General features: G+C 52.3%; 26 protein-coding genes and 1 rRNA gene. All 27 read right to left on the bottom strand.

The genetic code is table 11. The features are described from left to right. Positions 1–117 (bottom strand): 16S ribosomal RNA (locus tag ACH6EH_RS13385); the annotation flags it as partial. Positions 118–500: 383 nt separating this feature from the next. Continuing rightward, positions 501–1,958 carry a LysM peptidoglycan-binding domain-containing protein gene (locus ACH6EH_RS13390; RefSeq protein WP_397332689.1) on the bottom strand — a complete coding sequence of 486 codons (1,458 nt, stop codon included), beginning with the start codon at positions 1,956–1,958 and terminating at the stop codon, positions 501–503. Between the two features lie 146 nt (positions 1,959–2,104). Next, positions 2,105–2,995, bottom strand: coding sequence for a prephenate dehydratase (gene pheA, locus ACH6EH_RS13395; RefSeq protein WP_397332690.1), 891 nt, complete (start codon positions 2,993–2,995; stop codon positions 2,105–2,107). Beyond that, entirely contained in the window at positions 2,992–3,960 is a 969-nt protein-coding gene (gene thrB / locus ACH6EH_RS13400; protein ID WP_397332691.1) for a homoserine kinase, read from the bottom strand. The genes pheA and thrB overlap by 4 nt, the downstream gene beginning before the upstream one ends. Further along, positions 3,957–5,030: a threonine synthase gene (gene thrC / locus ACH6EH_RS13405; RefSeq protein WP_397332692.1), complete on the bottom strand. Its 1,074-nt coding sequence runs from the start codon at positions 5,028–5,030 to the stop codon at positions 3,957–3,959. Before thrC ends, thrB begins: the two co-directional genes overlap by 4 nt. Positions 5,031–5,103: 73 nt before the next feature. Then, positions 5,104–6,390 (bottom strand): homoserine dehydrogenase, encoded by a 1,287-nt coding sequence (locus ACH6EH_RS13410; RefSeq protein ID WP_208203335.1) that lies wholly within the window; start codon positions 6,388–6,390, stop codon positions 5,104–5,106. 62 nt (positions 6,391–6,452) lie between these two features. Beyond that, on the bottom strand, positions 6,453–6,890 hold the full coding sequence (locus ACH6EH_RS13415) for an ACT domain-containing protein (RefSeq protein WP_138225082.1): 438 nt from the start codon (positions 6,888–6,890) through the stop codon (positions 6,453–6,455). A 223-nt stretch (positions 6,891–7,113) separates the two neighbouring features. Further along, entirely contained in the window at positions 7,114–8,424 is a 1,311-nt protein-coding gene (obgE, locus tag ACH6EH_RS13420) for a GTPase ObgE (RefSeq protein ID WP_138225081.1), read from the bottom strand. Between the two features lie 18 nt (positions 8,425–8,442). Next, positions 8,443–9,198, bottom strand: coding sequence for a Spo0B domain-containing protein (locus ACH6EH_RS13425; protein WP_138225080.1), 756 nt, complete (start codon positions 9,196–9,198; stop codon positions 8,443–8,445). A gap of 169 nt (positions 9,199–9,367) precedes the next feature. After that, positions 9,368–9,679 (bottom strand): 50S ribosomal protein L27, encoded by a 312-nt coding sequence (rpmA, locus tag ACH6EH_RS13430; protein ID WP_138225079.1) that lies wholly within the window; start codon positions 9,677–9,679, stop codon positions 9,368–9,370. A gap of 6 nt (positions 9,680–9,685) precedes the next feature. Further along, complete coding sequence (locus tag ACH6EH_RS13435) at positions 9,686–10,030, bottom strand: ribosomal-processing cysteine protease Prp (protein WP_208203337.1); 345 nt, start codon at positions 10,028–10,030, stop codon at positions 9,686–9,688. Positions 10,031–10,043: 13 nt separating this feature from the next. After that, the gene (gene rplU, locus ACH6EH_RS13440; RefSeq protein ID WP_138225077.1) at positions 10,044–10,355 is read right to left on the bottom strand and encodes a 50S ribosomal protein L21; all 312 of its coding nucleotides are present in this window, start codon (positions 10,353–10,355) and stop codon (positions 10,044–10,046) included. 166 nt (positions 10,356–10,521) lie between these two features. Then, the gene (locus tag ACH6EH_RS13445; RefSeq protein WP_397332694.1) at positions 10,522–11,751 is read right to left on the bottom strand and encodes an Rne/Rng family ribonuclease; all 1,230 of its coding nucleotides are present in this window, start codon (positions 11,749–11,751) and stop codon (positions 10,522–10,524) included. Positions 11,752–11,856: 105 nt separating this feature from the next. After that, entirely contained in the window at positions 11,857–12,711 is an 855-nt protein-coding gene (locus tag ACH6EH_RS13450; protein ID WP_397332695.1) for a M50 family metallopeptidase, read from the bottom strand. Next, complete coding sequence (locus ACH6EH_RS13455; protein WP_397332696.1) at positions 12,708–13,586, bottom strand: peptidoglycan DD-metalloendopeptidase family protein; 879 nt, start codon at positions 13,584–13,586, stop codon at positions 12,708–12,710. Before ACH6EH_RS13455 ends, ACH6EH_RS13450 begins: the two co-directional genes overlap by 4 nt. Before the next feature lie 170 nt (positions 13,587–13,756). Further along, entirely contained in the window at positions 13,757–14,551 is a 795-nt protein-coding gene (gene minD / locus ACH6EH_RS13460) for a septum site-determining protein MinD (RefSeq protein ID WP_138225073.1), read from the bottom strand. Positions 14,552–14,554: 3 nt separating this feature from the next. Next, positions 14,555–15,217, bottom strand: a complete 663-nt coding sequence (gene minC / locus ACH6EH_RS13465) for a septum site-determining protein MinC (RefSeq protein ID WP_138225072.1) — start codon at positions 15,215–15,217, stop codon at positions 14,555–14,557. A gap of 84 nt (positions 15,218–15,301) precedes the next feature. Then, complete coding sequence (gene mreD, locus ACH6EH_RS13470; protein WP_208203341.1) at positions 15,302–15,829, bottom strand: rod shape-determining protein MreD; 528 nt, start codon at positions 15,827–15,829, stop codon at positions 15,302–15,304. Then, entirely contained in the window at positions 15,826–16,653 is an 828-nt protein-coding gene (gene mreC, locus ACH6EH_RS13475) for a rod shape-determining protein MreC (protein WP_138225070.1), read from the bottom strand. Before mreC ends, mreD begins: the two co-directional genes overlap by 4 nt. A gap of 105 nt (positions 16,654–16,758) precedes the next feature. Then, the gene (locus ACH6EH_RS13480) at positions 16,759–17,793 is read right to left on the bottom strand and encodes a rod shape-determining protein (protein WP_138225069.1); all 1,035 of its coding nucleotides are present in this window, start codon (positions 17,791–17,793) and stop codon (positions 16,759–16,761) included. 39 nt (positions 17,794–17,832) lie between these two features. Next, positions 17,833–18,522, bottom strand: coding sequence for a RadC family protein (gene radC, locus ACH6EH_RS13485; RefSeq protein ID WP_138225068.1), 690 nt, complete (start codon positions 18,520–18,522; stop codon positions 17,833–17,835). Positions 18,523–18,590: 68 nt separating this feature from the next. Then, the gene (locus tag ACH6EH_RS13490; protein ID WP_397332697.1) at positions 18,591–19,199 is read right to left on the bottom strand and encodes a Maf family protein; all 609 of its coding nucleotides are present in this window, start codon (positions 19,197–19,199) and stop codon (positions 18,591–18,593) included. Positions 19,200–19,215: 16 nt separating this feature from the next. Continuing rightward, a complete protein-coding gene (locus ACH6EH_RS13495; RefSeq protein ID WP_138225066.1) occupies positions 19,216–19,458 on the bottom strand; it encodes a DUF4321 domain-containing protein in 243 nt (80 codons plus the stop codon). A 138-nt stretch (positions 19,459–19,596) separates the two neighbouring features. Further along, positions 19,597–20,559, bottom strand: coding sequence for an SPOR domain-containing protein (locus ACH6EH_RS13500; RefSeq protein WP_397332698.1), 963 nt, complete (start codon positions 20,557–20,559; stop codon positions 19,597–19,599). Between the two features lie 151 nt (positions 20,560–20,710). Then, the gene (murC, locus tag ACH6EH_RS13505; RefSeq protein WP_138225064.1) at positions 20,711–22,084 is read right to left on the bottom strand and encodes a UDP-N-acetylmuramate--L-alanine ligase; all 1,374 of its coding nucleotides are present in this window, start codon (positions 22,082–22,084) and stop codon (positions 20,711–20,713) included. Positions 22,085–22,090: 6 nt separating this feature from the next. Next, positions 22,091–23,458, bottom strand: a complete 1,368-nt coding sequence (locus ACH6EH_RS13510; RefSeq protein ID WP_397332699.1) for a bifunctional folylpolyglutamate synthase/dihydrofolate synthase — start codon at positions 23,456–23,458, stop codon at positions 22,091–22,093. A gap of 31 nt (positions 23,459–23,489) precedes the next feature. After that, a complete protein-coding gene (locus ACH6EH_RS13515; protein WP_397332700.1) occupies positions 23,490–26,156 on the bottom strand; it encodes a valine--tRNA ligase in 2,667 nt (888 codons plus the stop codon). Between the last annotated feature and the right edge of the window lie 339 nt (positions 26,157–26,495).

Here is a 26,495-nt window from a genome sequence, read left to right on the forward strand (position 1 = left end):
CTCACCCGTCCGCCGCTAACGATCAGAGGAGCAAGCTCCTCATCAAGTCCGCTCGACTTGCATGTATTAGGCACGCCGCCAGCGTTCGTCCTGAGCCAGGATCAAACTCTCCATGAAAGTTGAGTTCAATTGCTCATTTCAAAACTGACGAGATTACATCATCTCATTGTTGATCTCACCCGAAGGCAAGATCGGTTTAACTCACTCGTTGTTCAGTTTTCAAAGATCAATTCTGTTTCCGTCGCTTCAACAACCTCTCGTCTCAGCAACTTTTATAGTATATCATGTCTCCCAGGTCATTGCAAGCATTAATTTCAGAAGTTGTCTCGATCATTCTAACTGCTTCTTAAATTGAGATACTTAGCTCTTACCTGCCAGCTGCGTTTTTGCGACTGGAATCATAATATATCATGTATTTCTTCTTTATAGCAACTCATAATTTTTTCCAAATATAAAAACAAAAGCAGGAGGGTTACCCCACCCGCTTTTGCCGCTGTTTACTATCGATTAATCCACGGATTTTTCCGATCACGCTTGCCGCTGCCGTTTTTGCCGGGTGTACTTGTTGTACTTGTTGTTTTGCTGCGACCACTCTGCTTGGAAACCTTCGCTGCCGGCTTTGCAGCTTTCGGTCTCACTACAGTCACTGAGTTGCCTTCGCTCATCTCGGAAGCCGCTTCTTGGATCGTGCTCTGGCTAGGTGCATCCTCTTCACGAAGTCCATGGCAGCCGCAGTCTTTTTGCGGGCCGTGTAGCGGGAGGGGACTCATATCGGCTCCATATGTTGACCATGGCTGGCACGGCTGAGATGGCATTCCCATGACCATTCCTTGCTGTTGACCGTGCATCGGTTGATGATACATGGAACCAGCGTCCGCAATCGCCTGACCTCCCCACATCATTTGTCCGTAGGGTACCCCGCCGTAATAATCTGGTGCTATAGCCATCGGTGAAGACTGCATTTTGTGCTGGGCCGCTTCATGAGACTGTGGATATACACTGCCTGATGCTGTTGGATATTCAGACACTCCAGCATACATCATCTCATGCCCCCCTGCATTCATGCTCATTGGAGAGCCATAAGGCATAGGATAGGCCGCTGGATGACCCATGCCCCCATCAAACCACATCGGATATGGAGACAATGGCGATCCCTCATTGCAGCCACAAGGCATTTCAGGCAGCATGCTATAGGATGCTGTGGGCGCCCATGGTGCCGGCATCCCTCCGTACATCGGATTTACCATAGACTGGGAGAAGTCTCCTGGAGCACAAGGCATAGGAAAATGAGGCATAGCCTCACTGGCTTCCGTATACGTTTCAGGGCAGGCTGGCATGGACGGATGCATGTCAGGCAGGCATTCTTTCTCAATGATCACAGTCTTCTCTACAACCTCTGGGCTTACGGTAATCTCTGGCTTTACCACAATTTCAGGTGCAATCTCCACTTCGATCTCCAGTTCTTCCGGCATATCAGGGACTTCTGGCATGTCAGGAACCAAGGGGAGTGAAGGCGCCGTCATCTCTTCTTTGGGACCTGTGTAGGTTTTGCTCCCAGGTGCGGTTTTGCCAAGGAGGTCCGGTGCTGCTTCCATTTCCTTCTTCTCGACAGCTCCTGCCGGTGAAGGTGCCGGTATATTAACGATTTCTCCGACCAAAAGAGCTTTGGGATTCTTCAGCTGCGGATTAGCCTCAATCATGTTCTTAAGGGGAACTCCCCATGCTTTGGACAGCTTCCACAGTGAATCTCCCTGCTTCACCGTATGCTTATGGATAGACGTGCTTGAGCCGTCCGGCACGGTAACGGGTTCTGCCGGAATTTTGATTTTGGCACCGATGTCCAGTTGATCAGGGTCCACCAGCTGCGGATTGGCATCCATAATCTTGGCCAATGAAACCCCATACTTTTGTGACAACTCATATAAGGTGTCGCCCTGTTTGACGATGTGGATTTTCACGCTGTACAAACCTCCTATACTCCTCTTTTAGGCCACCGTTAGGTTATCGCCCGCATTGAATAATACATCCTATGCAGGCAATGGGCGATTGACCTCCCTAAAAGCAAAAAAAATCCCTGTCGCAGTAGCGACGGGATCTTTTCAAGCTATGTTGCTGCCGGGGATTGCTGTTTATTATAAGCAAAGCCGGGATAGGAGCCGAGCACTCGAACCTGACAGCCCAGCGCTTCGATCTCTCCAATAGCTGCTGTCAGCAGCACAGATTCAGCCGATTCCATAACATCAATGTAGAAGTAGTAGTTGCCCAGCTTTTTTTTGGTTGGACGAGACTCAATTCGGGACAGGTTCAGCCGGCGCCATGCAAAAGCGGAAAGCACCTGATGCAGGGCTCCTGGCACATCCTCCGGGAGCGTAACCAGAACACTTGTCTTGACATACACCGATGTACGCGGAATGGATATCGAATGGCTTCCAACCAGCACAAATCGGGTGTAGTTATTGTCGTGATCCGTAATTGACGGGGACAGGATATCCAGCCCATGCGTCTCAGCACCCAGCGAGGTACCGATGGCCGCCCAACCTTTCCCCGGGTTCTGCTTCACAATGTGTACTCCTTCAGAAGTGCTGCCTACCGGCTCCAGCTCCGCACCAGGTACATTGCGTGAGAGAAACTGCCGACATTGAGCAGTCGCTACAGGATGAGAGTAAATTTTCGTAATCTGTTGAAAATCAATGCTCCCGTCTGCCCGCTCAAACTCAGCTCGGCTGCCGATCAGATTCTGTTTCGAAGGGTACACCCACTCCGCCTGCATCGGGATCTCAACTTCATTCACAAGCCAATCCATATGAAGACTGACCGAGCCCTCAATCGTGTTCTCAATCGGAATGACGCTGTAATCGGTTCTGCCTTCTACGGTAGACATGAACACATCAGAAATCAGCTTATGGTGAACCAATTCTGCCGGCTCGCCGTTCAACAGATACAACAGTGCTTCATGCGATACAGATCCTGAGGGTAGAAGTGCGATTCGGTTCATATTGTAACTTCCCCTTTAACGATATCCATCAGGGTAGTGCCCCGGTTCATGCCCAGAACAGTAACACCCTCTTTATCGGGCTTCAGCAGCTGGGCTGACGCCTCGATTCCCTGCTCCTTCATCGTCTCCAAAAGATAGCTCTTCAGCATCTCGGTTCCCTCATCACCGCGGCGCACGAATGCAATCATCGTCGGCCCAGCTCCGCTTAAGGCAATGCCCAAAGCCCCTCGCCCTGTAGCTTCCTTCAGGATGCGGTCCATTCCAGGCACGAGACTCGCCCGGTAAGGCTGATGCAGGCGGTCCTGCATCGCGGCAGAAATCAGGTCCAGCTGCCCCGAGGAGAGCGCTGCGGTGAGAAGTGAAGACCGGCTAATATTAAAAACGGCATCTGTTAATGACACATGCTGCGGCAATACGTCCCGAGCCTTGGTCGTGGCCAGCTGAAAGTCTGGTATGACCACTAGCGTCTCCAGCTCTTCGGGAGGCTCAATCCGCACGTAGTCCGCATGCTGGCCGTCCCAGGCAGACGCAATAATTCCCCCGAACATGGAAGCTCCTACATTGTCAGGATGACGCTCCAAGTCTGTAGCCATGTCAAATAGCTTATGATCCGGCAGCGGCGAGCCTGCAACAGCATTGGCTGCCGCCAGCGCACCAACGATGGCTGAAGCACTGCTTCCCAAGCCACGCGTCAGCGGGATGTCTGAATACATTCCGATGTGGAGCTCCGGAATTGAAATCCCGGCCTCCTGAAATACCAGCTGCGCTACCTTGTACAGCAGATTATCCTTATTTTGCGGAAGGCCCTTCATTTCGTCACCGTGCAGCTCGAATACGGTCCGATCATGTGGTCTCATTTCAATCCAGGCGTACAGCGATAGCGCCATGCCCAAGGTGTCAAAGCCGGGTCCCAGGTTTGCCGTACTGGCAGGAACCCTGATCCGTACGCCGTCGTTCAAGATCATACCTGCGCAGCCCCTTCAAGGGTAGCGATCGCATCCATAACGGCAGCTTCGTTGTCCGAGACTACGAGCGGCTCGGCGTTGACCGTTTTGATCGCAATGTTCGGATCCTTCAAGCCGTGGCCTGTCAGCACACAGACTACCGATTCTCCGCCCTTGAAATATCCTTCGCGCTTCATTTTGTAAACACCAGCGATCGATGCGGCAGAGCCCGGCTCAGCGAATACCCCTTCCCGGGAAGCAATCGTACGATAGGCCTCCAGAATCTCATCATCGGTTACATAGTTGATCTGGCCTTGAGATTCTTCAGCAGCCATTACCGCCGTCTTCCAGCTGGCTGGATTACCGATACGAATCGCCGTCGCAACGGTTTCAGGATTAGCAATCGGCTCACCTTTTACGATCGCCATTGCACCCTCAGCCTCAAAGCCGAGCATACGAGGCAAGGTCGAGGACTTACCCGCTTCCTTATATTCCTTGAAGCCCTTCCAGTATGCGGAGATGTTCCCGGCATTACCAACAGGAATTGCCAATACATCCGGAGCTTTGCCCAGCTGATCCACCACCTCAAAGGCTGCAGTCTTCTGTCCTTCGATACGATACGGATTCACAGAGTTCACCAGCGTAATCGGATGCTTCGCTGTAATTTCACGGACGATTTCAAGCGCACGGTCAAAGTTGCCGTCAATCGCGATGACTTTGGCTCCATAGATGATCGCTTGTGCCAGCTTGCCGAGAGCAATATTGTTGTTTGGAATCAACACAATACAGTTCAGCCCCCCACGTGCAGCATACGCTGCTGCCGCGGCGGAGGTGTTCCCGGTGGACGCGCACATAATCGTCTTGCTTCCTTCTTCCATCGCTTTCGCTACAGCCATGACCATACCGCGGTCCTTAAAGGAACCGGTTGGGTTCAAGCCTTCAAACTTGAAATACAAATCAAGATCCAGATCCTTGGATAGATTCTCCGCACGGATCAGAGGGGTATTCCCTTCCTTCAGCGTCAACAATGGTGTGTTCTCATTTACAGGCAGATAATTTTTATAAGTTTGGATTAAGCCTTCGTATGGCATAGCAATACTCTCCTCGTATTCATTCAAATAAGTGATATTTAACTAGCATGACTCCAACGGACACCCGGCCTGATTAGCCTTCGACCCGATACACGCTTTTAATCTCGCGGATAACTTCCAAGCCTTCAAAATGATCCAGCACCTTATCCATACTCGCTTTGCTGGCATTGTGGGTTACGATAATGATTTCTGCCTGAGGTGTCTGATCATTCGGCTGCTGAACAACCGACTCCAGGCTCACCCCGTATTCTGCAAACACCTGTGTAATCTGTGCCAATACCCCCGCCTTGTCATCTACGTGAAGCAAAATGAAATTCTTAAACATAATCTGATCATCGGTCTTCAGCACCTTCGCCTTATAAGGAGCGATCGCCTGAAGCCCGTTGACTCCGAGCTTAAGATTCTTAACCACAGCTACCAGATCGGCAACCACTGACGTAGCTGTAGGCATCTCACCTGCCCCTGGTCCGTAAAACATTGTCTCGCCCACAGCTTCTCCATACACATAGACCGCGTTGAACACACCGTTTACGGCGGCCATCGGGTGACTGGTGCGGACCATTGTTGGCTGCACACTAATGCTGACCTGCTCCTGCTCCCGATCCGCGATGCCTAGCAGCTTCATTTCATAGCCGAGACGTTTAGCGTACTGGATATCCTCTTTCGTTACCTGGGAGATCCCCTTCACACTTACATCCTGCAGCTCCACGTTCGTACGGAAGCCGAGCGTTCCCATAATGGCCATTTTGCGTGCCGCATCCAGACCTTCTACATCCGAGGTGGGATCTGCTTCTGCATATCCGAGCTCCTGAGCTTCAGCCAAAACATCCTCGTAGGATGCTCCTTCCTGGCTCATTTTGGTCAAAATATAGTTCGTTGTTCCGTTCACAATGCCCATGATCTTCGTAATCCGGTCCGAGGAGAAGCCCTCGATCAGCGTCCGTATAATCGGAATGCCGCCGGCCACACTCGCTTCATAAAACACATCGCACTGCTTCTCTTGAGCTTTAGCCAAAATTTCCGCCCCATGCAAAGCCATCAAATCCTTATTGGCTGTTACAATATGCTTGCCCTGCTCCAGCGCCTCCAGGATATACTCCTTCGTCTGCTCAATCCCGCCCATCACCTCTACAATGACGTCGATCTCCGGGTCACGGATAACTTCCCATGGGTCAGATGTCATCTTGCTGCTGTCAACCGAAATACTGCGTTCTTTCTCTGTATTCTTAACAGCAATCTTGCCGATCGTAATCGGTGAGCCCACCTGACTGCTCAAATCCTCCTGATGTCCTTCTACGATCCGAACCACACCTGTTCCTACAGTCCCTAATCCCAACAAACCTACCTTAACCGGCTTCATCTACACATTCCCTCCTGTATTCTAGCATCAATCTCTTCTTTCCCTATGTGAATCCATCCCTGTTATCCCTGTCCAATCATCTGGACCCGCCGGACTCCCTGGATGCGCCGAATGCCGACCAATAAATCGTCCAGCTCCTCATTCAGCCTTGAAACCTCTACGGAAATAACGACGTTGGCAATGCCCTGCAGCGGGATGCTCTGATGAATGGTCAGCACGTTCCCGCCTTCCCCAGCGACCAGTCCCAGAACTCCTGACAGCATGCCCGAGCGATGTTCCATATCAATGGAGATGGTTACAATTTCGTCCCGCTCCAGCTGGTTAATGGGATGAATACCGTCTTTGTATTTGTAAAAAGCGCTCCGGCTTAATCCCACCTGCTCCACAGCATCGTGCACGGTCTTGGCCTCTCCGGCCGCCAGCAGTCTCTTTACCTGCATCGTCTTGACGACAGCTTCCGGTAAAATATCCTCTCGGACCAAATAATAACGTTCTTTCACAAAACGTCCTCTCCCCAAAGACTACTGTATTCGTATAGTGGACATTATAAGGGATATTGAACAGGAGGGCAATACATTCACGTCTATTTTTTGTAATGCGTGTTGCTGCCTTTCCCCACTATACCTTAAAACGGCTATGAATTGAGGCTTTACAGCAATAAAAAAAACGCCGATTTCATAACATGAAATCTGGCGTTCTTCATAGTGGCTCTGTTGCAGGGCACTAGTAGTAGCTGCTTCCCTCAACAAACTCAAACTCAAAATCCGCAATACGTACAATCGTTCCGTCCACAGCCCCCCGGCGGCGAAGCTCATCGTCAATGCCCATATGTCTCATCGTCCGCGCAAGCTTCAGAATCGCATCATGGGAATTCATCTGCATCCGCTTGAGCATGCGCTCAATGCGCTCACTGTGCACCACGTACGCCTCATTGTCCCGGGTAATTGTAAAGGAATTGTCCTCCTGCTGCTCGAATCGGTACACCTTGCGCTCTGCTACCTCCGGCACTTCTTCTACTGCAACCTCCTCCGGAATTTCATCCAGTACAGCAGCGGCTTTGTACAGAAGCTCTTTAATGCCTTGGCGCGTCAAGGATGAGATCGGCAGAATCTCAAGATCCGGACGGACTGCTGCAGTCTTCTCACGAAACACGCTTAGATTCTCCTCCGACTCCGGCATGTCCATTTTATTAGCTGCTACGATCTGAGGGCGCTCGGCCAAAACCGGATTGTACAGCCTGAGTTCTTCGTTAATTTTTACCCAGTCTTCAAACGGGTCCCGACCCTCAGAGCCCGACATGTCCACCACGTGAATAATGACACGCGTACGCTCAACATGACGCAGGAATTCGTGTCCCAGTCCGATTCCCTCATGAGCACCTTCAATCAGACCCGGCAGGTCTGCCATAACAAAGCTGCGGTCATCTCCTACTTCCACCATCCCCAGGTTCGGAGTTATCGTTGTGAAATGATACGCCCCGATCTTCGGCTGGGCAGCAGATACTACGGAGAGCAGCGTTGATTTGCCGACACTTGGAAAGCCGACAAGACCGACATCTGCCATCACCTTGAGCTCCATCGTAATGTACCGCTCCTGCCCCTCTTCTCCGTTCTCTGCAAGCTCCGGAGCAGGATTATTCGGTGTTGCAAAACGGATATTTCCCCGTCCGCCCCGTCCGCCGCGAGCGACGACAACCTGCTGGCCGTTACGTGTCAAATCGGCAATGATCTCGCCGGAATCATCATCAATAAGCACTGTTCCCGGAGGAATCCGAACAATCATATCCTCGGCGCCGGCACCGTGCTGACTTTTATTTCTGCCCTTCTCGCCACGCTTGGCTTTAAAATGGCGCTGGTAACGGAAATCCATCAAGGTTCTCAAGCCTTCATCTACCCGAAAAATAACGTCTCCGCCTCTTCCGCCATCCCCGCCGGCAGGTCCGCCGTTAGGAACGTATTTCTCCCGCCGGAACGAAATCAAGCCGTCTCCGCCGTCTCCGCCTTTTACAAACACTTTCGCTTTATCTACGAACATCGGTTATCTTCACCTTCCTCAAGTCACATACGGGATATACAGACGGTAGGTCATATGATCCGTATCGACCTGCTCTACCCGTAATTCTGTATGCTCCGTCACGCGCTTCAATTGCTGCTCCAAAGCACGGCGGTCTCCAAAAGCTCCTTCTCCTTCAAGCTCGGCTATGCAGTGATCCTCCTGATCCCAGAAGGTAATAATCAGCTGTCTTTCTTCCTCTGGCGAACCGCCTTCTCCCGCCTTCTCATAGATGTCTACAGCAGCAATAATGACTTCCGTCAAAGCCTCCTGCCGCAGCGGGGACAGCTTCTCATTCAAGTGCAGCTGGTCCACGACTTCGATCTCAAGCTGCAGCGGCACATTAAAGGTTCGATACGCCTGAAAGTAAAACACGAGTGAAGGAATGCCCAGCTTCGACACTTTGCTTTCCTGAAGCATCCGTTCTTTTATTCTTTCCACACATTGCACCGATTTATCATGCTTGCCCAACTGGATATAGCCGTACATAATTTGCAGCTCGTTCATCCAATCATGACGGTGATGATTCAGTGCCTGCACCGCCCGCTCCTTCAACTGCTCCTCGGACATTCTTTGCTGCTCAGCCATAGATCTCTCCTGCTCCCGCAGCACCATCCTTACCGCGAACAGCGTTGCGGCAACAGACCAGATTACTGTCCCAAGAGCTGCCAGAAGGCCAGGCATCCACAGCAGCCAGATGACAGGAAGCAGTATTGATCCCCCGGCCCCAGCCGCAATCCATTTCCAGGACTTCATGAACTCTCCCCGTTCCCTATACTGGTTAGTTTCACCAAAACCAAGTATACCATAGACGTTATTCGGGATTCATCCGTGATCCATAAATAGTTCTGCCTTGATCCCTAAAAAAAGAAGCCCCCGGCATACTGCCGGAGACCTCTTCATCTGTATGCCGGATTGAGGACAATTAAGCCTCAACTGCTGCCGCTACAGGAGCGACCTCAACCGGGTAGACGCTCACTTTCTTGCGATCACGACCCCAACGTTCAAATTTCACAACGCCATCGACTTTCGCAAACAGAGTGTCGTCTTTACCAATGCCCACGTTCGTGCCTGGGTGAATCTTGGTTCCGCGTTGGCGAACCAGAATGCTTCCGCCCGTAACGGTTTGACCGTCTGCACGCTTCGTGCCGAGACGCTTGGAAATACTGTCACGACCGTTCTTCGTGGAGCCTACACCTTTTTTGGATGCGAATAACTGAAGATCCAATTTCAACATGTTAGCCTACCTCCTTCTTTTAATAATCTTAACCTGTATTTGAATATACTCATCGTATGAATCTGCAATACTCTGCAGCATCAGCACCATCGATTCCAGGAGCAGCTGAACTTGTTCCGAGGAGGCATGATGTCCTTCATGCGGCAGCACCGCACTCAGAAATCCACCTTTCATCTCGGCCTCCATGACTGTGCCGGTTAACGCCTCGATCGAGTTGACCGTGCCAACAGTGACAGCGGAAACCCCAGCGCAAACGATATCCTGTCCCGGATCTGCATAACCTGCATGACCCTTGACTTCAAAGCCATGAATTCTTCCGTCGTCCCGGCGGGAGATCTGTACAGTAATCAATTACCGCACCCTCTTACGCCTGAATCTTCTCGATTGTTACTTTCGTGAAAGGCTGACGATGACCTTGCTTCTTGTGGTAGTTCTTCTTCGGCTTGTATTTGTATACAACGACCTTGCGGCCTTTACCGTGCTTCTCTACCTTTGCAGTTACAGAAGCTCCGGATACTACCGGTGTTCCTGCTACCAGGCCTTCACCATTGGATACGGCCAGTACACGGTCGAAAGTCACGCTTTCGCCGTCACCTGCATTCAGCTTCTCGATGAACAACACATCGCCCTCTTGGACTTTGTATTGCTTACCACCTGTTTCGATAATAGCGTACATTTGCTTGCACCTCCTCATGTCTCAGACTCGCCTGATTCAGGTGTCCAGCCGAGCAGTCTCGACCGTCCTTGTCAACCTGACCGGAGCGGTTACAGCATGTGCAGCAAATTGTTCGCTGAACACATACCAAGAGATGATAACACAGAATGAAAGTGTCGTCAATCCATCAACTCGTAATTCCTTTGCCGGAGCAGGCTTTGCAGATTCTGCGATAGGGGTTAGCCGCAGGATCCCGTTCCATCTTCCGTGTAATTTCGAGCAGTCCCAGCCGCGTCCAGCCCAGCACAACGCATTTGGTGCGGTCCTTGCTAATAATCTCCTCCATGGCAGACAGCACCAGCTCCCGGCTATGCTCTTCCTCCATATCAATAAAGTCAACAATAATGATGCCGCCCATATCCCTCAAGCGGAGCAGGCGTGCAATCTCCCTGGCAGCACTGACATTGGTGCGCGTGACCGTTTCCTCCAGACTGCTGCCCCCCGTATAACTGGCCGTATTGACATCAATCACCGTCAGGGCCTCCGTCTCATCAATGACAATCGTACCGCCGTCTGCAAGCTGGATCTGTCTCGAAAAAGCCTGCTTTAGCTGCTCCTCTACGCCATATGCCTCAAAAAGAGTTCGGTCCCCTTCGTAAACCTTGATGCAGGGCTTGCTCCCAGGAAGCAGCTCCTGCAAATAAGCACGGATTTCGTTTGCTTCAGTCGGCCTTGCTACAATCAATTCATCCTGCTCCGGGCTAAATACATCGCGAATAAATCGGTGGACCATGCCCCGCTCCCGGTGCAGCAGTGCCGGTGACCTTTGCTTGATCGCCTGCTCCAGAATACGCGACCAAAGAAATCGCAGCCACTCCAGATCGCTGCGCACTGCTGCTTCTTGTTCCCCCTCTGACACAGTCCTGATAATTAGGCCCTCTTCCTTACCTATCAGGCCTTCTCCCAGCTGCTTCAGACGTGATCGTTCATTCTCCCGGGAAATTTTCTTGGATACAGCGACATATCCGGCCTTAGGCATATAGACCATAAACCGCCCGGGGAGAGAATAATGAGTCGTCACCCGAGCGCCTTTTCCGCCCATCGGCTCCTTCACGACTTGTACAATCAACTCCTGACCTGCACTTAGCAATGCTTCAATAGACGGCTTGGTGTCGGGCTGCTTCTCCAGATGGGGAGAGAGCACATCATCCACGTACAGAAAGGCATTCTTCCTCAGTCCGATGTCAACAAAGGCGGCCTGCATGCCTGGAATGACATTAACGACCCTGCCTTTATAAAAATTGCCGGCCGCACCGGGATGCTCACCCCGTTCGGAGGCATATTCCAGAAGGATACGGTTGTCCAGAAGAGCGAGCTGAACAATGTCTGCTTCGCTCTGAACGATAAGCTGCTTCATGGCCTCACCTCTTTAAGCGGATACTGTCTGTTGATTATACCATTTCAACAGCTCACGCTGGGCCGATTTGGAGCACATTGCTGCTCTGCTGAAATGATAGATATGCTAGTCACGCACCGGGGGTTCTTTGACTGCAAAGTAGGAAGAGATCACCTGCTGTTCAGGAAGAACAGCCATGACGCCCCCGCCCCGATTCATGACATAAATCAGATGAACCTTTTCTCTCCTAAATAAACGCACAATCTCATCTAAAGGTTTCGAAGCATCTGCTACAATAGCTTGAGCTTCTCCACTCTGCTCTCCTGCATAGCTGCTTCGCTGGACTAGAAAACGTACGAAACGGTAAGGCACATTCCGACAATCCTCGAAATTGGAATATGCCAGAAACAAGCCGATCATCATGATATTCAGCTGCAGCGTCTCTCCGGTGAACAATGGCTGGACGCCGATCGCGAGCATGACGAGGCTGCAGAAGCATCCCGCCCGCGAGGTCCAGATCAGTGTAGCGTGATAAGGAGCGAACAGACTGATCAGCGCCTGCAGCAATTTTCCACCATCCAGCGGCAGAATCGGCAGCAAATTGAACAGGGCAATCATCAGATTAGCCTGGATCAGGTATTCCAGAAAGCTGGCGTCTCCCCAGCCAATGTACAGCAGCAGCTTTGCCATGCCAATCATAATTACATTCTGCAGCGGCCCTGCAAGCGCAATGACGATCTCCTTGTATGCATTCATCCTTCCCTGCTCTTCAATGACTGCCACGCCTCCAAACGGCAGCAGCTGGATGGACCTAACCTTAAAGCCCATAGCAGCAGCTGCAGCAGCATGGCCTAATTCATGGATGAATACAATAATGAAGAGCGTCAGCAGCTCCAGAAAGCCACCAGTGATCACCGAAGCCAGCATAATCATGACAAATAGCGGGTGCAAAGACAGGACTGTGCCCCGAATGGTAATCAAAACGGAATCACATCCGCCGGATCGACAAACATGCTCCCTTCTTTCAGCATAAAGTAAAGCACAGGCTCTTCACCGGAAGAAACCGATAACGGAACCACTCCCAGGACATCCCCGCCCTGCACCCAGTCCTCGGCCCTCAGTGTGACATGACTTAATCCGCTGTACTGCGCGTAGCGGCCGTTTCTGTGCTGCACCTCAAGCGTATACAGTCCATCCGGGAGCGGACGCACCTTCATAACTCTGCCGGCCTCAATACTGCGTACCTCCCGAGAGGATTGCTGCTCGCTCTGAGGAACGATTTTGATCCCCTTCATATCTACAACAAACGGCTGCAGTACTGTCCCGCTTAGGGGCGGTACGAGCATTTCTCCGTTCACCTTCGTAGATTCCTGTGGATCCTGTCCAAAAATCGGAATAAAGGATGGCGCACCGCCAAAATGCTCTTCATACCAGGCCTGGGCTGCTGCAAAATCCATCTCTCGACTTAGCCCGTCCACCACAAACCATTGCACACGGGCTGCCCAAGGCTGATCGGTAGAAAAAACGCCCCAAACCGCTCCGAACAAAAGCGCACTGATAACAATTCTCCGAAGCAGGCCTGTCATCAGCCGCGGCGGACCTGAAGCGGGCGGAGTCGGCACCGGCTCCTCCCAGCCTCTATAGCCCTGCTTCCAGAGCTTTTCCGGGTCACGCTCCGACACAGGGTCTTGCAGCGGTGAAGCTAAAGAGCCTGTGAAGTGCTTCTTATTGAACTCCGCAGCCTGCAGCAAAGCTTCAGATTCCTGCCTCATTGCTGATGCCGGATTTGCCTTTTCCTCCAGTAGCTCCCGAATTCGAGCTTCTCTTCTATTTCTGACCGATGTGCGGATGTCCATAAGAATTCTCCCCCAGAGCTTGTTTTACCTTATCCTATGTGCCATAAAAAGCGGTTTAGAACAAGCCTTACGAGAGCGAACATCCACACAACGAAAAAAAGCACCTTCTGAGCCAAAGCGTCTCAGAGGTGCCGGGTTGCTGCGGGGCCTAATCATGTCAGTCTTTCCTGCTAGCCCATGCCAAAAAATTTCTTGAAGCGGGTAAACATGCCTTTTTTCTGATGGATTTGCATTAAAGGCACGGTATCTCCCAGAATCCGCCGGGCGATATTGCGGTAAGCAATTGCCGCTTGGGAGTCCGGGTTCATTACCGTCGGCTCGCCGATGTTCGCTGCTTTAATGACCATTTCGTCATCCGGTACAATTCCGATCAGGTCAATGTTCAGCACCTGAAGAACGTCCTCAATTTCCAGCATGTCTCCCGACTTGACCATATTCGGCCGAATCCGATTTACGACCAGCTTCGGTGACTCCACTTCCGAATTCTCCAGGAGCCCGATAATCCGATCGGCGTCACGGACTGCCGCATGCTCAGGAGTCGTCACTACAATTGCTTTATCCGCACCTGCAATCGCGTTCTTGAAGCCCTGCTCAATACCTGCCGGACAGTCGATAATAACGTATTCGTATTCCTTCTTCAGTTCCAGAACAATATCCCTCACCTGTTCCGGTGAAACAGCGTTCTTGTCCTTAGTCTGGGCGGCAGGCAGCATATACAGCTCGTCAAAGCGCTTATCCTTGATTAGCGCTTGATTAAGGCGGCATCGTCCTTCCGCAACGTCGCAAAGATCATAAATGATCCGGTTCTCCAGACCCATAACGACATCCAGATTTCGCAGGCCGATATCGGTATCTACCAGGCATACCTTCTTGCCCAGCAGTGCCAGGGCCGTTCCGATGTTGGCCGAGGTCGTCGTTTTGCCGACTCCGCCTTTGCCTGATGTGACGACAATTGCCTCTCCCATGTTCTACACTCCTTTAAACACATTAAAATCCCGGCCCAAACGAGCAATGTTGCTAATCTTGTCAATCTTCATGACATCATCCTGCAGATAGGCAAACTCCATCACCGTCTCCCGGGTTTCCCATTCGTCCGGCGGCCTGCTAATCTTCTCCGAGATTCGAAGCTGCGTTGGAGCCAGGTAGGATGCAGCAATAATCGCGTCCTGATTCCCTTCAGAACCAGCGTGCGCCGTTCCCCTCAGCGCCCCTACAATGTAAATATCTCCGGTGGCCACGATGGTACCGCCGGGATTCACATCGCCCAGGAAGAGCAGGTCCCCGCGATGATGCAGCACCTGTCCGGAACGCACCATGCCTGCTTTCACTGACGGTCCCTTCTCAGGCTCACTCTCCGGGCTGACCGGAGGAGATTCCACGGAACGGATCAGCAGATTCCCCTTCTGCTTCAAAATATCTAGAATACTCTGCTTCTCATCATCATTAATTCTCCGGGAGCCCAGCTTCACATCCACGTGAATAATCGGCCCGGTCAGTATATTCTGATGGCTATGCTCCAGCTTGTAACGAAGCTCGCTGAGCAGCTCTTCAAAATCACATTGATCATCAAGCAGGAAAACCAGGCCATCTTTGATGCCCTTAATCGTAACGTGATTGGATTTTACAGCCATAAGCCTGTCCCTCCCATCTACATACATTTCGCGGTCACAGCCTGTAGTTCCTGCCGGCCTCTCACCAAAATGTCGAAATTAGATTCAAGAAGCCTTGCTTCGCCGTGGCGCCTTCGCAACCAGATCGAGCTGTTTGCGGACAGGCACATAAATGAGCAGGGCAAACGCGAAATGAATCAGAAGATCGGGCAGCATTTGATGCAGCAAAGCCCAATTGTACGAATCCGGATTAATCCGGAACAGCTTGTAGATGCCGAACAGCATACTGTCCAGCAGCAGGCTCCCCAGGATGACAGCGGTCAGCATGACCGGCAGAGGAGATCGCGGCTTGTTAAATATCATTCCGATGATATATGCCGAGACCCCCATCCCAAAGGAGTAGGTACCGATCATTTCGCCGTAATAGATAATGTCATGTACAATTCCGAAAATAAGTCCCAGCACAAGCCCGGTATGGCGGTGATGATAAATTGTCGCGAATAAAATAGCAACAAACACGAGATTTGGAGAAATGATTCCCTGCAGTGCAGGCGGTGTCAGCCAAAATCCAATGGTTCCCTGAAATATAAACAGCAGAAACAGCAGCAGGATCAGCACTTGATAACGCTTCATTCCTGAGGCTCCTCCGGCGTAAATACAACCAGGAGTGTCTTCCAATCCTGGAAGTTTGCCGCGGGTTCAATGGTGGCGGTTCGGGTCAGGCCAAATTCCCCGGTCTCTACCTCTACCACTTTACCGATAATCATGCCGCGAGGAATAACGCCTCCGTTACCAGAGGATACAATGAGATCCTGAGGAGCAACCGGATCGTCTTCCGGAATGCGCGTCATTTTCAGCATCCTGGTTTTCTTGTCATAGCTCTCAATGATGCCAAAGGTGTCCTTATTCGAGACCGTGGCCGCGATCTGCTGCCGCTTGGCATCCTGCGGGTCCAGGGTGGTAAGCAGCTTCACGGTCGAGGTGAAGTTGCCGACCTGGCTGATCACACCGACCATCCCTTCTACCGAGATGACCGTCATGTTCTGCCTTACTCCATCCTTTTCTCCCAGGTCAATGACGAGCGTATGATTATTGGGATCCTGATTCACGCTGAGCACATTGGCCGGCCGGTAATCATAATCGTATTTGTTCTTCTGAGCCTCTGTGAACTTGAGCATGTTCATGTAGTCTTCATTCTCGGCTTTAATCCGGTGATACTCCGCACTTTCACGGGCATACTGGGCCACGGCCATCTTCAGGCGCTCATTCTCGCTGTAGACTTCTTTCATATTCCTAACATCTTCAAAGAAGCCCGCTATATAAGAAGCGGGCTTATAAAATACGCCTTGCACAAATCCAACGGTGTCTCTCATGAACTTTTCGGGCCAGGTCAGTCCCACACGAGGTCCCAGTGTAAAGCCCATGAGTGCTATAAACGTGACAAGTCCGATCAGCATAATAAACAGTCGTTTGTTGCCTAGCAGCTTAAACAGTTTCTAACACCTTCTAACGTTACTGTTATATTCCCGAATCCTTTGTTCAATCAGGGTCTGCTCTCCAGACTACCGCTTGGAACGGCTGGCTGAGCTGCTGCGGGATTTGAACAGATGAATATTGTCAAGCGCTTTGCCTGTGCCAATAGCTACGCAATCCAGCGGATTCTCGGCCACAATGACCGGCATTCCGGTTTCTTCTGCAAGCAGCTTATCGAGGTTACGGAGCAGCGCACCGCCACCGGTGAGCACAATGCCGCGGTCCATAATATCTGCTGCGAGCTCCGGCGGACATTTCTCCAGCGTAACCTTTACAGCTTCAACGATGGCATTGATCGTATCTGCCAGCGCTTCACTGATCTCATCGGACGTAATCGAGATTGTCTTCGGCAGTCCGGTCACGAGATCTCGGCCGCGAATTTCCATGGTTTCTACGGATTCCAGCGGCATGGCGGAGCCTACTTCCATCTTCAGCTGTTCTGCCGTCCGCTCTCCGATCATTAAATTATACTGGCGTTTGATATAAGAGATGATGGATTCATCCATTTCATCGCCGGCAACGCGAACCGAGCGGCTCGTTACGATTCCGCCCAACGAAATAACAGCTACCTCTGTCGTTCCTCCGCCGATATCTACTACCATGCTGCCCGTCGGCTCCCATACCGGTAGATCCGCTCCGATTGCCGCTGCGAACGGCTCCTCAATCGTGTAGGCTTCACGTGCACCGGCTTGCTTCGTTGCGTCCTCTACAGCGCGCTGTTCTACCGCTGTAATACCGGAAGGCACACACACCATGACATTCGGATGACGCTGAAAGAACGAGCGCTGCTTCTGCGCCTGACGGATAAAATATTTAATCATCGTCGCCGTAGTGTCAAAATCGGCGATGACGCCGTCCTTCATTGGCCGGATTGCCCGGATGTTGCCGGGGGTGCGTCCAATCATTTTCTTGGCAGATTCACCGACCGCCTCAATGCTCTTCGTATCTGTACGCAGGGCAACCACCGAGGGCTCCCGAACGACAATACCTTTACCACGGACATAAACGAGTGTATTCGCTGTCCCCAAATCAATTCCTAAATCCTTCGTGAATCCACCAAACATGCTGTAAACTCCCTTTCTTCCTCAATCTGGACTATTATATTACATCAAACCGCGTTCCTTCAAACTGACAAAGCTTCCATCTCCAATAATGATGTGATCCAGTACGTCAATCCCGATAATGCTCCCCGCCTCGACCAGGCGTGTTGTAAGCGCAATATCCTCCGGGCTTGGTGTAGGATCCCCGCTGGGATGATTGTGCGCACAGACGAGCGAAGCGCAGCTGCTCTTGATGGCAGCCCGGAAGACCTCCCTGGGATGCACGACCGCTGCGTTCAAGCTGCCTATGGACAGCGTCTCCTGAGCAATCACATGATTCTTGGTATTTAAAAAAAGACAAACAAAGTGTTCTTTATGCAGAGAGCGCAGCTCCTCGCTAAGCAGATCTGCAGCATCGCGCGGACTCCGGATAATGACCGGCTCGCCTCGCTTAAAACCGGACATTCTTCGTCCCAGCTCAATCCCGGCCTTTAGCTGAACCGCCTTGGCTGGCCCGATCCCTTTAATCTGCGTCAATTCGGTAATGCTTAAATCTGACAGCTCCCGAATGCTGCCTGCCTGTTGCAATATCCGCTGGGCTACGTGCACCGCCGATTCCTGGCGGGTTCCGGTCCGCAGCAGTATCGCGAGCAGCTCAGCATGACTCAAAGCGCTTGCCCCATAAGCCATCATGCGCTCTCTAGGTCGTTCATCATGGGGGATATCGCGCAGCATAAATGCGTGCGACTCCATGCCTTCCCCTACTTTCTATAAGTTCAACGCGTCATGTTCCTGCCGCCCTGGCTGCTGCTCTGCAAGCATCAGTCGAGCACGGAAATCCCCAGCTCCAGCAGCATATCGGACAGCAGAGAGATCGAGAGGCCCACGACATTGAAGTAATCGCCCTCGATGCTCTCCACCAGAACAGCACCCAATCCTTGAATGCCATATGCCCCTGCCTTGTCCATCGGCTCGCCGGTTCTTACATAGCTCTCAATCTGAGTCTCCAGAAGCGGCTTCATCGCTACAGTTGTGACGCGATGCCGGAGCAGGCTTGTCCCTGTGGATAGATCCACGCAGGCAATGCCAGTATATACGGCATGTCTTCTTCCCTGAAGCCGGGAGAGCATTGAAACAGCCTCCTCCGGGTTCCGGGGCTTGCCCAGAATCTCCCCATCCAGCACGACTACCGTATCACTCCCGACAATAACAGCTGCCGGTGCAGCAAGTCTACAGCGCTCTAACACAGCCTCAGCCTTGCGGAGAGCCAGACTCTCCACAACCTGCTCAGGCTTCCATCCTGCAGGCGTGTCTTCGTCAGCGCCGCTAGGCATAACTTCAACCGGAAGACCAAGCATTTGAATCAGCTCCTGTCTTCGAGGAGAGGTTGAGGCAAGCACAATCTGCCGCCGAGATCTGTTGTCCGTCACGGGCTGTTCTCCTTGTCTAGAGCCTGCGATACAGCCAGACCGCTGTAATAATACCGATCAGTCCGAGCAGGCTAAGCTTGATTTCAATGTTTATATTATAATTGATAATATCCAATTGTGCCTCCGGCCTCCAGCCGATATAGGTCGAGGTTGTTAAAAAAGAAAGGGCCTTGACGGACATCAGCGCTTTGGCAAGCCAGGTTCCTGTCAGCCACCCCAGCAGTATGAACAAAATCAGCACTCCTGCGTTTTTCTTCATCTCTCATCGTCCCTCGCCATTTTTTGACACCTACATTATTATACGGTGTAACAGTTAGCAATACAAATACAAAAACAGCAGGGACAACTGGAAATAGTTGCCCCTGCTGTGAGGCATTTCTGACCCGGGAAATAAGGGCTATAGCAGTGAAATGAGCTTTTTTTGACCCATGATATAGTTCATCATGCCTGATTGGATTTCCCACAAATGCCCCTTGGCCTGGTTTTTGTTATATTCTGCGAGTGCCGTAACCGCGCTGTTCATCTGCTGCGCCATCCCCTTTAGCTGAGACTCCGCCTCGGGACTCATGCCCCGAAGCAGCTCCAGCGCCTCCGTCCATTGTAAATGCAGCCCGGTTATACGGTTCATCGTTTCTGCATCGGCAGCAGTCCCGGTCTCCCGCCCCAGCATAAGGGCAGAAAACGCGCTGAGCTCTGAAGCCAGTCCTCCGCCCGTTTCTATGAACAGGCTCCATGGCAATCCAGAGACAGCCAGAACCGTCGTCTGTGGTCCCGCAGACACCACCTCTTTTACATAGAGCTCGATTCCGCTATGCTTCAGCTGACTGCTGAGCAGCTTCGCTCCTTCCCGGTCGGGAGATATTCCGGCATAGACACGGTAAGCCCCATCCATGTCCCCGTAGGCGGCCAGCCCTGACTGCAGCAGCTCCTTCTCTGCTTGCTTGGCCCCTTCCTCCGAGCTGAACATGCCGTATTGAAGCAAATAGTAGGTTTTATCAGGAACAAGGACCGTCTCGCTTCCAGGCTGCACTCCCGCTGCATCATGCTGCTGTGACTGGGCCGCTTCCAGTACAGGTGCGGAATCGACAGGCGTAGTATGTTCAGATGCACGAGGCTCCCCGCCAAATGAATTCAAGACCGCAAAGCCGAACATCAGACCGGTCAGCACAGCGGCTGTGATGGAGCCGATCAGCTTCCAGAGTGAAGCTTTCGGCGCGCGCGGGCGATAATAGCTGCCAAGATCCACTTCAATATTGTGATCCTCTGTCTTCGAAACTCCGGATAGCCGCACACTTCGCTCTTCTATCGTCCCCCGCGGCGGCTCTTGATCCAGACGAATCGTCATTCGGGATTTGCTCATGGACTTCCCTCCTTGGTTGTCACCTCTCGTACTACCCATATTTATGAGGATGTCCATCTCGTTATGTCCCGCTGCCGTGCCAGATGTAAATGAAAAAAAGGGCCATGCCCTGAAGGAAAGCCTCCTTCATAACATGACCCTGATATCCACCTTATTTACTCTTCAGCACTTCTGCCAGAGCAGCTCCAACCTTCCAAATGTCACCTGCACCCATCGTAAGTACCAGATCTCCGGGAGCCACGCGTCCCTTCAAATCCTCCAGCACCTCATCCTTGGTCGAAAGGTATCTTGCTCCAGCATTGCTGTTCTGTACGATCAGCTCCGCGAGCTTCGCTGAGGTAATGCCTTCGATTTGCTTCTCGCCGGCCGGTGCGTAAATGTCGGTAATAATGACCTCATCGGCATCGCCGAAAGCGCGGCTAAACGCGTCCAGCAGGAAGAAGGTCCGCGAGTAGCGCTGCGGCTGAAATACGGCTACAATTCTTTTTCCGGTTGCCTTTGCGGCGCTGATGGTCGCTTCAATCTCGGTCGGATGATGCGCATAATCGTCAATAACCAGAATATCATTGATTTCACCGAGCACCTGGAAGCGCCTTTTGGCTCCGTTAAATTTGATGATAGACTGGGCAATCTCTTCGAACGGGACGCCTGCCTTCATGCAGGTAATGACGGTAGCCATGGCGTTGTATACATTATGCTTGCCGGGAACCGAGAGCCGGATGGTACCCATGACCTCTTCACCGTGCAGCATCGTAAAGCTAACCTGCCGGTCTCCGAGCACAAGATCCCGCGCAGAGTATTCAGCATCATGGTGAATTCCATATGTGGTAGCCTGGTATTTCAGCTCCGGCAAAATAGCTCTGATATTCTCGTCATCCGCACACACAACGGCTGTTCCGTCCTCACGGATCTGGCTCAAAAATTGCACATAAGCCGCCTTGAGCTGGTTAAAATCCCCGTCATAATTCTCAAGATGATCAGCCTCAATGTTAAGCACTACCCCGAGCCACGGGTAGTACTGCAGGAACGAGCCGTCGCTTTCATCTGCTTCAGCTACGACATACTCCCCCTGTCCGGCCTTCGCATTCGTACCGACATTCATAATCTCGCCGCCAATAATAAAGGTCGGGTCTACGCCGCAATCCTCCAGCACCGTTGAGATCATGGATGAGGTCGTCGTCTTGCCGTGCGCCCCTGCCACCGCAATGCCCTTGCGCTCATTCAGCAGTCTCGCCAGCATTTGGGCACGGTGCAGCACGGGAATGTTCTGTTCCTCTGCCGCTACCCGCTCCACATTATCGCGAGAAAGCGCAGTCGAATAAACGACCAGGTCCGCTCCTTGAATCTGCTCGGCCGTATGGCCGATATATATTTGGGCGCCTTTGGCTGCCAGCTTTTCAGTCAGCTCCTGGGAGGCTACATCCGAGCCCGTAACCTTGTATCCCATCTCCAGCATCACTCTTGCAATGGCACTCATGCCATAACCGCCAATTCCTATAAAATGAACATGTTCCGAAGTATTCAACAATTTTCACCAACCTTTTTCAGCATCGGAAAGGCCAAGGAGGTCTGAACGCACGTCGGCAATCAGGTACAACGTGCCTGACACGACCCCGAGATCCTCCGCTTCCGTCCGTGACTTCAATACTTCAAGCGCTTTTCTCCAGTCTGGTTCTATGATGATTTGAAGGGATGGGTTAGCGTATGACTCCCTGATCCGTTCAGCAACGTCTGCCAAGGCGTTGGCGTCCATTTTTCTCCGGAAATCCGGTTCAGTGATGATCAATGTATCCACTATAGGAAGTATATGCTTCAAATAGTCTTCATGATGCTTATTTGAGAGCATTCCCATCATCAGGTTCAGCTTTCGGTAGCGGTAGGTTCCAGGAAGGCTCTTCGCGAGCGATTCGGCTCCTTCCGGATTATGAGCTCCGTCGAGAATCAGTCGTGGCATTTGACTCACCTGTTCAAGGCGTCCAGCCCAGCGAGTGCTTGTAAAGCCCTTCTGCAAGTCATCAGGCTCAATCACAAACGCCATGTAATGGCGGAGAATGTCTATCGCCATCATGGCACAGGCCGCATTCTGGCATTGATGCTCGCCCTGCATGCCAATCTCCAGCTCCAGCTCCCGGAAAGGCCCCGAGAAGCGAAGCTTCTGGCTGTTTTCGTCCCCGGACAACCGCTCGTAGCTGAACTGCTCTCCTGCTGCATACAGTGTTGCGCGCTTGGAGGCTGCCGTTTGGCGGATAACCTCCAGAGCCTCCGGCTGGGACACCGCCGTGACCACAGGTACCCCCGGCTTGATAATACCGGCTTTTTCCGCAGCAATCTCCTGAATGGTCTCCCCAAGAATATCGGTATGATCCATTCCTATGTTCGTAATCACCGATACGACAGGGTGAACGACGTTCGTCACATCCATTCTGCCGCCAAGCCCTGTCTCCCACACGACCACATCCGGTACCCGTTCCCGGGAATAGAACAGGATCGCCAGCGCTGTGGACACCTCAAACATGGTCGGAGAGCCCATTTCACTGTCTGCAATCTCCTGTACAAGCGGATACAGCTGGTTTGCAAGCTTCAGCAATACCTCTTCCTCAATATCCTCACCGTCAATCTGAAAGCGATTCGTGAACTTCGTAATATAGGGCGAGGTAAAGGTCCCGACGGAATATCCGCCTTGCAGCAGCACACGTGTCAAGAACGCACAGGTGGAGCCTTTACCGTTCGTGCCCGCCACATGAACAAACTTCAGCCGGCGCTCAGGATGACCCAGGCGCTCAAGCAGCAGCTCAATCCGCTCCAGACCGGGCCTGATCCCGAATGGGATCAAGCCGTTAATCCAGTTCACCGCTTCTGTATACGTCTCAAAGGGGGCTGCCGGGACCTTATTCATCATATCTTCACCTACGGATCCGGTTTGTCCCATATCAGCCTCTCAGCTCCGTGATACGGGCAATCACTTTATCCCGCTTGTCGCTGTAATCAGCCTGCTTGGCCTTCTCTTCCTCGATCACCTTCGCCGGCGCTTTGGCCACAAATCCCTCATTGCTCAGCTTCTTGTCTACCCGGGATACCTCGCTATTGAGATGCTGCAGCTCCTTCTCCAGGCGGGCAATCTCCTGATCAATATCGATCAGGCCGGCAAGCGGAAGGTACAGCTCCGCCCCTGTTACAATTGCAGTCATCGCTTTATCCGGCGTGGACAGGCTCAGACCCGCTTCGTATTGGGAAGTGTTGCAGAAGCGGCGGATGTACACTTCGTTGCGCTGAACAATGCTTAAGCCTTTGGCGTCCGAAGCTTGAAGGAGCAGCTCGATTTTCTTGCTCATCGGTACGTTCACCTCGGCGCGGATGTTCCGGACTGCACGGATCACGTCCATAAGCATATCCATTTCAGCGACAGCCTCCGGGTTCTCCAGAGCGGCATCATATGTCGGCCATTCTGCCAGCATAACGGTATCCCCATCATGAGGAAGATGCTGCCAGATTTCCTCGGAAATAAACGGCATGAACGGGTGAATCAAACGCATCGTGCGATCCAGGACATAAACGAGCACGGACTGGGTGTTCTTTTTGGCAGCCTCATCCTCGCCGTACAATGTCAGCTTCGCAAACTCAATATACCAGTCACACAGATCATCCCAGATGAAGTTATAGAGCAATCGGCCTGTTTCGCCGAACTCGTAGCTGTCTATTAGACGCGTAATGTCGCGTGAAGTTTCGTTCAGGCGATGCAGAATCCAGCGGTCGGCTGTACCCAGATCCCCGCTGATGTCGATATCGCTGTATTGTACGCCCTCCAGATTCATCAAGGCAAAGCGGGAGGCGTTCCAGATCTTGTTGGCGAAGTTCCGCGCCTGCTCTACCTTCTCCCAGCGGAAGCGCAGATCCTGTCCCGGCGTAATTCCTGTAGAGATCATATAGCGCATGGCATCTGTGCCATACTTCTCGATGACTTCCAGCGGATCCACGCCGTTGCCGAGCGACTTGGACATTTTCTTGCCGTCCGCATCCCTCACCAGTCCGTGCATCAGCACATCCTTAAACGGCTTCTCGCCGGTAAACTCCAGCGCAGTGAAGATCATCCGGGCTACCCAGAAATAAATAATGTCATAGCCGGTCACGAGAACATTCGTTGGGTAGTAACGCTTGAAGTCCTCACTGTCCTCAGGCCAGCCCAGTGTCGAGAACGGCCAGAGCGCGGAGCTGAACCAAGTGTCCAGAACGTCCTCATCCTGCTTCAGCTGATGACTTCCGCACGCGCTGCACACGTCCAGCTCGTCATGCGATACATGCACTTCGCCGCACTGCTCACAGTACCAGGCTGGAATCCGGTGTCCCCACCACAGCTGTCGGGAAATGCACCAGTCCCGCACATTCTCGATCCAGTGAAGATAGGTTTTCTCAAAGCGCTCCGGCACGAAGTTTACACCGTCTCCGGATTTTTGCGCCTCGATGGCGGCATCGGCGAGCGGCTTCATTTTGACAAACCACTGTGTCGACAAATACGGCTCAACGACCGCGCCGCTGCGCTCACTGTGCCCGACCTGATGGACATGATCCTCGATGCGGATCAGGACGCCCGCTTTCTGCAGATCGCTGACAATCTGCTTGCGGCATTCGCTGCGGTCAAGCCCTTCATATTTGCCGGCGAAGCCATTCATGGTGCCGGACTCATCCATCACCGTGATCTGCGGAAGATCGTGGCGCAGGCCCATCTCAAAATCGTTCGGGTCATGGGAAGGGGTGATCTTCACCGCACCGCTACCGAAGTCCTTCTCTACATACTCGTCTGCGATGACCGGGATTTCCCGGCCTACAACCGGAAGCACCAGCATTTTGCCGATCATATCCTGATAACGCTCATCTTCCGGATGCACAGCTACCGCTGTATCTCCCAACATCGTTTCCGGACGGGTCGTCGCGACCGTAATAAACCCGCTGCCATCCTTTAACGGATATTTCAGATGATACAGATGGCCCTGTACCTCTTTATATTCCACCTCAATATCAGACAGGGCTGTCCGCGCTGCCGGGTCCCAGTTAATAATTCGCTTACCGCGATAAATGAGACCCTTACTGTACAAGTTCACGAACACTTCCCGTACTGCACGGGACAGTCCCTCATCCAGGGTGAAGCGCTCGCGGGAATAATCCAGGGAAAGCCCCATCTTCGCCCACTGCTCGCGGATGGTATTCGCGTATTGCTCTTTCCACTCCCACACCTTCTCCAGAAACTTCTCGCGCCCCAGATCATAACGGGTCACGCCCTGCTCGCGCAGCTTCTGCTCGACCTTGGTCTGTGTAGCAATGCCGGCATGGTCCGAGCCCGGTAGCCATAAGGCATCATAGCCCTGCATGCGCTTGACCCGGATAATGATGTCCTGAAGGGTAAAATCCAGGGTATGACCGATGTGCAGCATACCGGTCACATTCGGCGGCGGAATGACGATCGTAAAAGGCTCTGCTTCCGGTCGCTTCCCGGCGTTAAAAAAGCCTCCGTCCTTCCAGTAGCTGTACCATTTCTGTTCTGCAGCTTTGGGATCATAGGTGGTCGGCATCTGAGCCGAGCCTGTCGTTTCTTTGGATTCCATATTCATTTACCTCCGTTACTTAGTCAGCATTTCCATACTATAGGGTTTTAGCCGTACCGCTGCGGGAGGGCCGCGCAGTCCGGAACAACAAAAAAAGCCCCTCGTCCTCAAAGGACGAAAGACTTTGGTTCTCTCGCGGTACCACCTTTGTTTCGCAATCCACCAGGAGCACTTCTACGCTCACGGCAATCCTGATCACACTGCGACACTCTGCACAGATAACGGCTGCAGCCGGCCTGCTCTAACTGGGTCCTCACATCGGTGTGTGTCACAGCTCAAGCAAGCAACTCACGGGCGACTTTGGGAATGCTGGTTCCTGCGGAATCTCTCAGCGCTGCA

Source organism: Paenibacillus sp. JSM ZJ436 (assembly GCF_044383795.1).
Lineage (GTDB): Bacteria > Bacillota > Bacilli > Paenibacillales > Paenibacillaceae > Paenibacillus_AQ > Paenibacillus_AQ algicola.

Coding starts and splice junctions, on each gene's coding strand:
- obgE (WP_138225081.1), bottom strand. CDS start 8,424: ATGTTCGTAGATAAAGCGAAAGTGTTTGTAAAAGGCGGAGACGGCGGA.
- minD (WP_138225073.1), bottom strand. CDS start 14,551: ATGGGAGAGGCAATTGTCGTCACATCAGGCAAAGGCGGAGTCGGCAAA.
- minC (WP_138225072.1), bottom strand. CDS start 15,217: ATGGCTGTAAAATCCAATCACGTTACGATTAAGGGCATCAAAGATGGC.
- mreD (WP_208203341.1), bottom strand. CDS start 15,829: ATGAAGCGTTATCAAGTGCTGATCCTGCTGCTGTTTCTGCTGTTTATA.
- rpmA (WP_138225079.1), bottom strand. CDS start 9,679: ATGTTGAAATTGGATCTTCAGTTATTCGCATCCAAAAAAGGTGTAGGC.
- ACH6EH_RS13515 (WP_397332700.1), bottom strand. CDS start 26,156: ATGGAATCCAAAGAAACGACAGGCTCGGCTCAGATGCCGACCACCTAT.
- rplU (WP_138225077.1), bottom strand. CDS start 10,355: ATGTACGCTATTATCGAAACAGGTGGTAAGCAATACAAAGTCCAAGAG.
- ACH6EH_RS13445 (WP_397332694.1), bottom strand. CDS start 11,751: ATGAAGCAGCTTATCGTTCAGAGCGAAGCAGACATTGTTCAGCTCGCT.
- ACH6EH_RS13500 (WP_397332698.1), bottom strand. CDS start 20,559: ATGAGCAAATCCCGAATGACGATTCGTCTGGATCAAGAGCCGCCGCGG.
- ACH6EH_RS13455 (WP_397332696.1), bottom strand. CDS start 13,586: ATGGACATCCGCACATCGGTCAGAAATAGAAGAGAAGCTCGAATTCGG.
- thrC (WP_397332692.1), bottom strand. CDS start 5,030: ATGCCATACGAAGGCTTAATCCAAACTTATAAAAATTATCTGCCTGTA.
- pheA (WP_397332690.1), bottom strand. CDS start 2,995: ATGAACCGAATCGCACTTCTACCCTCAGGATCTGTATCGCATGAAGCA.
- ACH6EH_RS13425 (WP_138225080.1), bottom strand. CDS start 9,198: ATGAAGTCCTGGAAATGGATTGCGGCTGGGGCCGGGGGATCAATACTG.
- thrB (WP_397332691.1), bottom strand. CDS start 3,960: ATGATCTTGAACGACGGCGTACGGATCAGGGTTCCTGCCAGTACGGCA.
- ACH6EH_RS13510 (WP_397332699.1), bottom strand. CDS start 23,458: ATGATGAATAAGGTCCCGGCAGCCCCCTTTGAGACGTATACAGAAGCG.
- radC (WP_138225068.1), bottom strand. CDS start 18,522: ATGGAGTCGCACGCATTTATGCTGCGCGATATCCCCCATGATGAACGA.
- ACH6EH_RS13495 (WP_138225066.1), bottom strand. CDS start 19,458: ATGAAGAAAAACGCAGGAGTGCTGATTTTGTTCATACTGCTGGGGTGG.
- ACH6EH_RS13480 (WP_138225069.1), bottom strand. CDS start 17,793: ATGTTTGGTGGATTCACGAAGGATTTAGGAATTGATTTGGGGACAGCG.
- mreC (WP_138225070.1), bottom strand. CDS start 16,653: ATGCTGATCGGACTTGTCACGTTTATAGCACTCATGGGCTTTACACTG.
- ACH6EH_RS13410 (WP_208203335.1), bottom strand. CDS start 6,390: ATGAAGCCGGTTAAGGTAGGTTTGTTGGGATTAGGGACTGTAGGAACA.